At 70.1% G+C, this 8,533-nt stretch carries 9 protein-coding genes; 5 read left to right on the forward strand and 4 right to left on the reverse strand.

Translation table 11 applies throughout. The features are described from left to right. The 4 genes from OEY_RS0110815 to OEY_RS0110830 form a co-directional block, all read right to left on the reverse strand. On the reverse strand, positions 1 to 518 hold a 518-nt coding region (locus tag OEY_RS0110815; RefSeq protein WP_237713745.1), incomplete at its 3' end, for an NAD(P)-dependent oxidoreductase. Between the two features lie 29 nt (positions 519 to 547). Then, positions 548 to 1,309 (reverse strand): SDR family oxidoreductase, encoded by a 762-nt coding sequence (locus OEY_RS0110820; protein WP_010593896.1) that lies wholly within the window; start codon positions 1,307 to 1,309, stop codon positions 548 to 550. Between the two features lie 5 nt (positions 1,310 to 1,314). Continuing rightward, the gene (locus OEY_RS0110825; protein WP_010593897.1) at positions 1,315 to 2,796 is read right to left on the reverse strand and encodes an aldehyde dehydrogenase; all 1,482 of its coding nucleotides are present in this window, start codon (positions 2,794 to 2,796) and stop codon (positions 1,315 to 1,317) included. Positions 2,797 to 3,035: 239 nt separating this feature from the next. After that, positions 3,036 to 3,629 (reverse strand): TetR/AcrR family transcriptional regulator, encoded by a 594-nt coding sequence (locus OEY_RS0110830; protein ID WP_010593898.1) that lies wholly within the window; start codon positions 3,627 to 3,629, stop codon positions 3,036 to 3,038. An 86-nt stretch (positions 3,630 to 3,715) separates the two neighbouring features. Here OEY_RS0110830 and OEY_RS0110835 point away from each other — a divergent pair, with 86 nt between their 5' ends. The 5 genes from OEY_RS0110835 to OEY_RS0110855 form a co-directional block, all read left to right on the forward strand. Beyond that, positions 3,716 to 4,939: a cytochrome P450 gene (locus tag OEY_RS0110835; protein WP_010593899.1), complete on the forward strand. Its 1,224-nt coding sequence runs from the start codon at positions 3,716 to 3,718 to the stop codon at positions 4,937 to 4,939. Positions 4,940 to 5,005: 66 nt separating this feature from the next. Further along, positions 5,006 to 5,566, forward strand: coding sequence for a TetR/AcrR family transcriptional regulator (locus OEY_RS0110840; RefSeq protein ID WP_010593900.1), 561 nt, complete (start codon positions 5,006 to 5,008; stop codon positions 5,564 to 5,566). Between the two features lie 3 nt (positions 5,567 to 5,569). Beyond that, a complete protein-coding gene (locus tag OEY_RS0110845) occupies positions 5,570 to 6,781 on the forward strand; it encodes a cytochrome P450 (protein ID WP_010593901.1) in 1,212 nt (403 codons plus the stop codon). After that, positions 6,774 to 7,574, forward strand: coding sequence for an SDR family oxidoreductase (locus tag OEY_RS0110850; protein ID WP_010593902.1), 801 nt, complete (start codon positions 6,774 to 6,776; stop codon positions 7,572 to 7,574). The genes OEY_RS0110845 and OEY_RS0110850 overlap by 8 nt, the downstream gene beginning before the upstream one ends. Further along, positions 7,571 to 8,533: cytochrome P450 (locus OEY_RS0110855; RefSeq protein ID WP_010593903.1), on the forward strand; the 963-nt coding region annotated here is incomplete at its 3' end. The genes OEY_RS0110850 and OEY_RS0110855, both read left to right, overlap by 4 nt.

The following is an 8,533-nucleotide window of genomic DNA, read 5'->3' on the forward strand; positions in this document are numbered from 1 at the left end:
TCCGCGGCAGCGGTGAACGACACGAAGTGCAGCAGATTCCGGGCCAGCTTCATCCGGGTGCCCGCGCCGACCGGACCGGCGTGCACGACGAGGTCGGAGAACCACGAGAACGGTTCGCGCACCATGTCGAACGCCGCGTCGGAGGCGCCGACCATCACCGCGAGCCGGCCCTGCTCGGCGCCGGGGGCCCCGCCGCTGACGGGAGCGTCGACGAGCTCGAGCCCGCGCTCGGCGCATGCGGCGGCGAGTTCCACGGCGGTGGTGTCGGCGACGGTCGAGTGGACCGCGATGACCGTGCCGGGCCGCGCGCCGCCGAGCAGTCCCGCGACGACTGTGCGGACCTGGGCATCGTCGACGACGGTGACGCAGACGACGTCGCATTCGCGCGCGAGGTCTGCGGGGTCGTCGGCGGCTCGCGCGCCGGCCGCGGTGAACGGCGCGACGGCCTCGGGCCGGGTGTCGAGCACGGTGAGCCCACCCGGCCGGTCCAGCAGTCGCTTCGCCATCGGGGCCCCCATGTTGCCGAGGCCGATGCAGCCGAGCCGGGTCACGAGCGGATCACCTGGCCGCCGTCGACGTTGAAGATCTGCCCGGTGATCCAGTCCGCCTCGTCGGAGAGCAGGAACAGGCACATGCCCACCAGATCCCCGGGGGTGCCCATCCGTTTCAGTGGCAGTCTGGAAACCATGTCCGCCACCATGTTTCCCGGTGTGACGGTGCGGGTGGCCTCGGTGTCGATCGGGCCCGGGGCGATCGCGTTGATGCGGATGTTCGAGCCGCCGAGTTCGGTGGCCAGCTGCTGGGTGAGTCCGTTGACGCCGACCTTGGCCAGGCCGTAGAAGCCGGAGTACACCCATGCGGCGGTCGACGACTGGTTGACGAGCGAGCCGCCGTTCGCCGTCATGTGCGGCCACACCGCGCGGGTGACGTTCAGCGCGCCGTCCATGTTCACGCTCATGAATTTCCTGTAGTAGTCCCACGGAACCGTCAGCAGCAGATCGAGTTTCATGCCACCGTAGATCGCGGCGTTGTTGACGACGTGGTCGATGCCGCCGAACGTCTCGACCGTGAATGCCGCGAGTTCGCCGGCCGAACCGGGATCGGACACGTCGACGGTCTTGAAGACGGCGGTCCCGCCGTCGGCGACGATCTGCTCGGCCACGTGCCCGCCGCGCTCGGTGTCGATGTCCGCCACGACGACCGAGGCGCCCTCGGCGGCAAGGGCCTTGGCGTACGCCTCGCCGATGCCCTGGGCCGACCCGGTGACGATGGCGGTACGGTCGGCGAAACGCGTTGTGCTGCGGATCATGTTCGTCAGCCTCTCTGCTTCGCCGCGGGTTCGGCGACGAGTTTGGTCTCCAGGTACTCCTCGAAGCCGGCCACACCCATCTCGCGGCCGATCCCGGACTGCTTGTAGCCACCGAAGGGAGCGTCGGCGGCGTACCAGATCCCGCCGTTGACGCTCAGGGTGCCGGTGCGGACCCCCTCGACGACCCGGCGGATCCGGTCCTCGTCGGTCCCCCAGACGGCTCCGGACAGGCCGTAGGGGGAGTCGTTCGCGATGCGGATCGCCTCGTCGTCGCCGTCGTAGGGGAGGATCACGAGGACCGGCCCGAAGATCTCCTCCCGGGCGACCCGCGCGTCGTTGCCGACCCCGGCGATCAGTGTCGGTTCGACGAAGAAGCCGCGCTCGTGCTCGGCGGGGCGGCCACCGCCGACGACGATCGTCCCGCCCTCCTCGACGGCGAGCCGCAGATAGCCCTCGACCCGGGCGCGCTGGCGCTCGGAGATCAGCGGACCGCATACCGTGCCGGGGTCGTCCGGGTCGCCGGGCCGGATGCCGCGCAGCGCGTCGGCGGTGACGCGGACCGCCTCCTCGTAGCGGCCGCGGGGGACGAGCAGGCGGGTCGTGATGGCGCACCCCTGCCCGGCGTGGGTGCACACGGTGAAGGCGGCCATCGAGCAGGCGGCGCCGAGATCGGCGTCGTCGAGCACGATGAACGCCGACTTGCCGCCGAGTTCGAGGAACACCTTCTTCACGGTGTCCGAGGCGGCGCGCATCACCGACCGTCCGGTGGGGGTGGATCCGGTGAACGACACGAGATCCACCCGCGGGTCGGTCGCGAGCAGGGCGCCGAGGGCATGGTCGCTCGAGGTCACGATGTTCACCACGCCCGGCGGGATGTCGGTCTCCTCGGCGAGGATCCGGCCCACGACCGCGGCGCACCACGGCGTGTCGGGCGCGGGCTTGAGCACCATCGCATTGCCGGCGGCGAGCGCGGGGCCCAGCTTGGCGAAGTTGATCTGGTGCGGGAAGTTCCACGGGGTGATCGCCCCGACGACACCGACCGCCTCGCGGAGCACGTAGCGGTGGGTGGGGATGCCCATCGGCGCGGCGTTGCCGAGATCCTGGCGCCACGCGTAGTTCTCGGCCAGATCGGCGAAGTACCCGAGGTCGCCGACGGGGCCCTCGAGATGGGCTCCGGTGGTGAGGAATCGGGGGGCGCCGGCCTCGGCGATGGTGATCGCCCGCAGTTCCTCGAGGTGACCGCGCAGCGCATCGCGGAGCTGACGCAGGCAGCGGGCCCGGAAGGAATGGTTGCGGGACCAGCCGGTGGTGTCGAAGGCGCGACGGGCCGCCTCGATCGCGGCGTCCGCGTCGGCGGCGGTGCCGTCGGCGGCGGTGCCGAGGACTTCCTCCGTCGCCGGGTTCACGACCTCGAACGTGCCTCCCGAACCGGGAACGAGTTTGCCGTCGATGAGCAGTGCCGAGCTGCCGGTCGGAATCAGGGACATCGGTGCTTCCGTTCGTCGGGGCGGCGTGGCGGGCGGTATCGGAACGGGTCCGGCGGGGCGTCGAGTGCCGGGCGGCACGATGTGAGGCCCCTCATTTTCTGGACAGCTGTCTGGACTATAGTTCGGCCAGGGGGGTGGCGCAATGCCGCCGGACCGGTCCGCGCGGCGGCAGGGACGCGCCGGCACGGGCACTCGGGACGGCCGGCAGTGTTTTCCTCCGGCGACGGCGTGGGACGGACTCAGGATCGCGCGGAGGCCGCGCGAGCGGCGGCCAGGGCGCCCGCGACCACGTTCTCGTAGATGCGGTCGAGGTCGAGCTCGTCGCCGAGGAAGCCGCTGCGCACGATCACGGCGAACCCGTGCATCGCGGTGAACAGGCTCACCGCGGCCTCGAGCGTGTCCTCCTCCGGCACCCCGCACGAGGCGAGCATCGAGCGGAGGGCCGAATTCGCGTCGAGGGCCGCCGCGAGCAGGGCGCTGCGGTCGCCCGGCGCCACCGTCAGCGCCTGGTAGCGGTGCGGATGCTCGGCGGCCCACGCCCGGTGCGCATCGATGAGAGCGCGCAGGCCTTCGGGCCCGCTGCGGCCCATTGCCACCTCGCGGAGCCGGGCGCCGAGCTCGGTCATCGTCCGCACCTGGATCTCACCGCGGACGTCGTCGAGTCCGCGGACGTGGTTGTAGAGCGAGGCGGTGACGATGCCGAGACGGCCGGCGAGGGTGCTCATCGTCAGCTGCTCCCAGCCGGACTCGTCCACCACCGCCGAGGCCGCGTCGATCACCTTCTCGCGGCTGAGATTCCGACGGCGTATCGGCCTGTGCTCTCCGGTCCCCATGCAGCCATCCTACGGATCTTCCATTTCAAACGAATGTGTGTAGCTTGTAAACGACGGTCATTCGTATACACGCGCGAGGTGGTCCCGTGACGGCATCCCGTATCGACCTGAAGAACCCCGACCTCTACACCGAGGGCGTCCCTCACGACGTCTTCGCCGAGCTGCGGCGCAATTGCCCGGTCTACCGGCAGGACGAGGAGGACGGACCCGGCTACTGGGCGGTGACGCGGCATGCGGACGTCACCGCGGTCTCGCGCGACAGCACCACGTTCTCGTCGGCGCTCGGCACGACGCAGATCGACGAGTTCGACGCGGAGACCCGCCGCAAACAGGCGGCGATGCTCGTCAACCTCGATCCGCCCGAGCACACCCGGTTGCGCCAGCTCGTCAGCCGCGGATTCACTCCCCGGGCGGTCCGGACGCTCGAGGGACACATCCGCGACATCTGCAACCGCGTCGTCGACGATCTCGTCGAGCGGGGCCGCGACGGCGCGGTCGTCGACTTCGTACCGGTGGCCGCCGCTCCGCTTCCGCTCGAGGTGATCGCCGCCCTGCTCGGCGCACCCGGGGAGGACGTCGACAGGCTCTGCGACTGGTCCGACCGGATGATCGGGTTCGACGACCCGGAATTCGGCAACACCCGGGCCGACGGAGAACTCGCCGCCGAGGAGATCTTCCTGTACGCCAACGAGATCGCCGCGGCGCGCAGGGCGGAGCCGCGCGACGACATCGTCTCCCGGCTCGTCCGGCCGGACGAGAACGGTGACACGCTGACCGAGATGGAGTTCGACATGTTCTTCGTGCTGCTGGTGGTGGCCGGGAACGAGACGACGCGCAACGCCGCCGCCGGCGGCATGCAGGCCTTCGTCGACCATCCGGAGCAGTGGCGCCGCCTGCAGGCCGAGCCGGAACTCGCCGCCGGTGCGGTCGAGGAGATCCTCCGGTGGGTCACCCCGGTGATCGGGTTCCGCCGCACGCCGACGTGCCCGGCGACGATAGGGGGCCAGCCCGTCGAGGCGGGGGACAAGGTGGTGGTCTACTACCCGAGCGCGAACCGGGACGAGGACGTTTTCGAGGATCCGCACGTCTTCGACATCGGGCGCACCCACAATCCGCATGTGGCGTTCGGCGGCACCGGGGTGCACTTCTGCCTGGGTGCGCACCTGGCGCGGCTGGAGTTGCGGATCCTGTTCGAGACGCTCGCACGCCGGATCGAGCGCGTCGAGCCCGCGGGCCCGGTCCGGCGGTTGCGCTCGAACTTCGTCAACGGCATCAAATCCATGCCCGTACGCGTGTACCCGAAGGGGTGACCGGTGTACGGAGGCCGTTGCCCCGGACAGGCGACCGTAGTAATGTCCAGACACGTGTCCAGAAATGTGAATCTCGAATCCACCCGCCGCCGTCTCACCGAGAAGCAGGCCGACACCGTGGATCGCCTGACGCGCGCTGCCGTGGAGGTCCTGCGGGAAGAGGGGTTCGCAGGACTGACCGTACGCAACGTCGCCGCCCGGGCCGGTGTCGCACCGGCGACCGCCTACACCTACTTCTCGTCCAAGGAACACCTTGTCGCCGAAGTGTTCTGGCGCCGGCTTGTCGCCTCGCCCGAACCCGAGGCGGCCACGACCGACCGCGTCGGCCGGGTGGTCGCGGTGTTGCGCAACGTCGCGCTGATGATGGCCGACGAGCCCGAACTCGCCGGCGCGGTCACCAGCGCACTGCTCGGCCGCGACCCCGACGTCGAACACCTGCGCGCCCGCATCGGCCTCGACATCCGGGCGCGGCTCGCCACCGCGCTCGGCCCCGACGCCGATCCCGACGAGATCGAGGCGCTGGAAATGCTCTACGCCGGCGCCCTCGTCCGCGCGGGCATGGGATACGAGACCTACGAGAAGATCGCCGATCGGCTGGAGACCTCCGCCGCACTTCTATTGGAGTAGCGCATGACCCAGGCTTCGCTCGAACCGCTCCTGTTCGATCCCTACGACTACGGCTTCCACGAGGATCCGTACCCGGTCTACCGGCGTCTGCGCGAGGAGGCGCCGCTCTATCGCAACGACGACCTCGGCTTCTGGGCCCTGTCCCGGCACGCCGACGTCGTCGCGGGCTTCCGCGACCACACCCGGCTCTCCAGCGCCAACGGGGTCTCCCTCGACCCGTCGGCCTACGGACCCCACGCCCACAAGGTCATGTCGTTTCTCGCGATGGACGACCCCCGCCACATGCGCATGCGCCGGCTCGTCTCGAAGGGCTTCACCCCGCGCCGGGTCGCCGACCTGCGCGGCCGCATCCTCGAGCTGACCATCCGATACCTCGACACCGCCTTGGGCACGGGCGAATTCGACTGGATCGCGGAGTTCGCGGGCAAGCTCCCGATGGACGTCGTCTCCGAACTGCTGGGTGTGCCCGAGGCCGACCGCGCCGAACTGCGCCGGCTGGCGGATCTCGTGGTCCACCGGGAGCAGGGCGTGCTCGACGTGCCCGTCGCGGCGATGGAGGCGTCGCTGAACCTCGTCGGCTACTACGCGGACATGCTGGCGCAGCGCCGCACACACCGGACCGAGGACCTCACCTCGGCCCTGCTCGACGCCGAGGTCGACGGAGACCGCCTCGGCGACGACGAGATCATCGGCTTCATGTTCCTGATGGTCGTCGCGGGCAACGAGACCACCACCAAACTTCTCGGCAACGCGCTGTACTGGGGTGCGAAGAACAAGACCGAGCTGGCCGGCGTCCTCGGCAACCCGGACGCCGTCTCCGGTTGGGTGGAGGAGACACTGCGCTACGACACCTCCAGCCAGATCGTCGCGCGCACCGCCGCCACCGACATCGAACGGCACGACGGCACCATCCGCGCGGGCGACAAGGTACTGCTGCTCATCGGTTCGGCAAACCGCGACGCCGAGGTGTTCGCCGATCCCGACACCTTCCGCATCGGCCGCGACAGCGCGTCCAGGATCGCCAGCTTCGGTGGCGGCGTGCACTTCTGCCTCGGTGCCCACCTCGCGCGCCTCGAGGCGAACATCGCGCTCGAACAGTTCGCCGCGCGCGTCGCCGACTACGACGTCGACTTCGACCGTTGCGAGCGCGTGCACTCGACCAATGTCCGAGGCCTCGCGGCCCTGCCCGTAGAGGTGACCCGGCGCCATGCCTAGATTCGAGCCCAATCCGCCGCGCCGGCCCGCGATCGTCGGCGGCGCCTCCTCCGGCATCGGTACGGCCACCGCGTTCGCACTCGCCGCCCTCGGTCACCCGGTCGCCCTCGGCGCCCGGCGCGTCGAACAGTGCGAGGCCCTCGCGGAGAAGATCCGCGGCGAAGGCGGCGAGGCCGTCGCGCACTTCCTCGACGTGTCGTCCACCGACTCGGTCGACGAGTTCGTCACCGCCGCCGAGAACGCCCTGGGCCCCACCGAGATCGTCCTGTCCGGCGCCGGCGACATGGATTTCCGGCTCGTGCACGAGATGGATCCGGACCGGTTCGAGTTCCAGGTGAACGTCCACCTCGTCGGCACGCAGCGTCTCGCCCATCGCGTGCTCCCCGGGATGATCGAACGGCGCCGCGGCGACTTCGTCGTCATCGGTTCGGACTGCGCCGACGTCGCGCGGCCCCGCATGGGCGCCTACGTCGCCGCCAAGACCGGTCTCGAGGCGCTCGTGCGCCAGATGCGGATGGAACTCGAGGGCACGGGGGTTCGCGCGTCGGTGGTGCGTCCCGGCCCGACACAGACCGGGATGGGGCTCGACGCCCCCGCGGAGGTCATCGAGCCGCTGCTCGCCGACTGGACCAGATGGGGCTTCGCCCGGCACTCCTACTTCCTCCGCGCCTCCGAGATCGCGAACGCCGTCGTCGCCGTCGTGTCGGCCCCGCGCGGAACCCACCTGGTACTGACCGAAGTGCAACCGGAAGCGCCGCTGCTGAAGGACTCTCGGGGAAAGGACCCTGAATGACCACGATCGTCACTCCCACGCGTGTCTCGGGGGGCGAGCACGAACACGGCCACCTCGAGGAGCTGCGCACCGACCCCATCGGACTGATGCAGCGCGTCCGCGACGAGTGCGGCGACGTGGGGGTCTTCCAGCTCGCCGACCGCAACGTCGTGCTGCTCTCCGGCGCGCGGGCCAACGAGTTCTTCTTCCGCTCCGCCGACGAGGACCTCGACCAGCAGGCCGCGTACCCGTTCATGAAGCCGGTCTTCGGGGAGGGTGTGGTCTTCGACGCCAGCCCCGAGCGCCGCAAGGAGATGCTGCACAACTCGGCGTTGCGCGGCGAGCAGATGAAGGGTCACGCGGCCACGATCGAGCGCGAGGTCCGGGACATCGTCGCGGGCTGGGGCGACGAGGGCGAGATCGACCTGCTGGAGTTCTTCGCGGAGCTGACGATCTACACGTCCTCGGCCTGCCTGATCGGCAAGAAGTTCCGCGGCCAGCTCGACAGCCGGTTCGCGCGCCTGTACCACGACCTGGAAAAGGGCACCGACGCGCTCGCCTTCGTCGACCCCTACGCGCCCATCGAGAGCTTCCGTCGCCGCGACGAGGCTCGTCGCGGGCTGGTCGCCCTCGTCGAGGAGATCATGGTCGATCGCATCGCGAACCCGCCCCGAGGCAGGGAGGACCGCGACATGCTCGACGTCCTCGTCTCGATCGAGGACGAGGACGGCGCCAAGCGGTTCAGCGCGGACGAGATCACCGGCATCTTCATCTCGATGATGTTCGCCGGCCACCACACCACGTCGGGAACGGCGGCCTGGGCGCTGATCGAGCTGCTGCGCAATCCGGAGTACCTGCGCGGGGTCACCGACGAGCTCGACGTCCTCTACGCCGACGGTGAGGGCGTGAGTTTCCATGCGCTGCGGCAGATCCCGCTGCTCGAGGCGGTACTGAAGGAGACGCTGCGGCTGGCGCCCCCC

The sequence above is a fragment of the Rhodococcus sp. P14 genome, assembly GCF_000256505.1.
Lineage (GTDB): Bacteria > Actinomycetota > Actinomycetes > Mycobacteriales > Mycobacteriaceae > Rhodococcus > Rhodococcus ruber.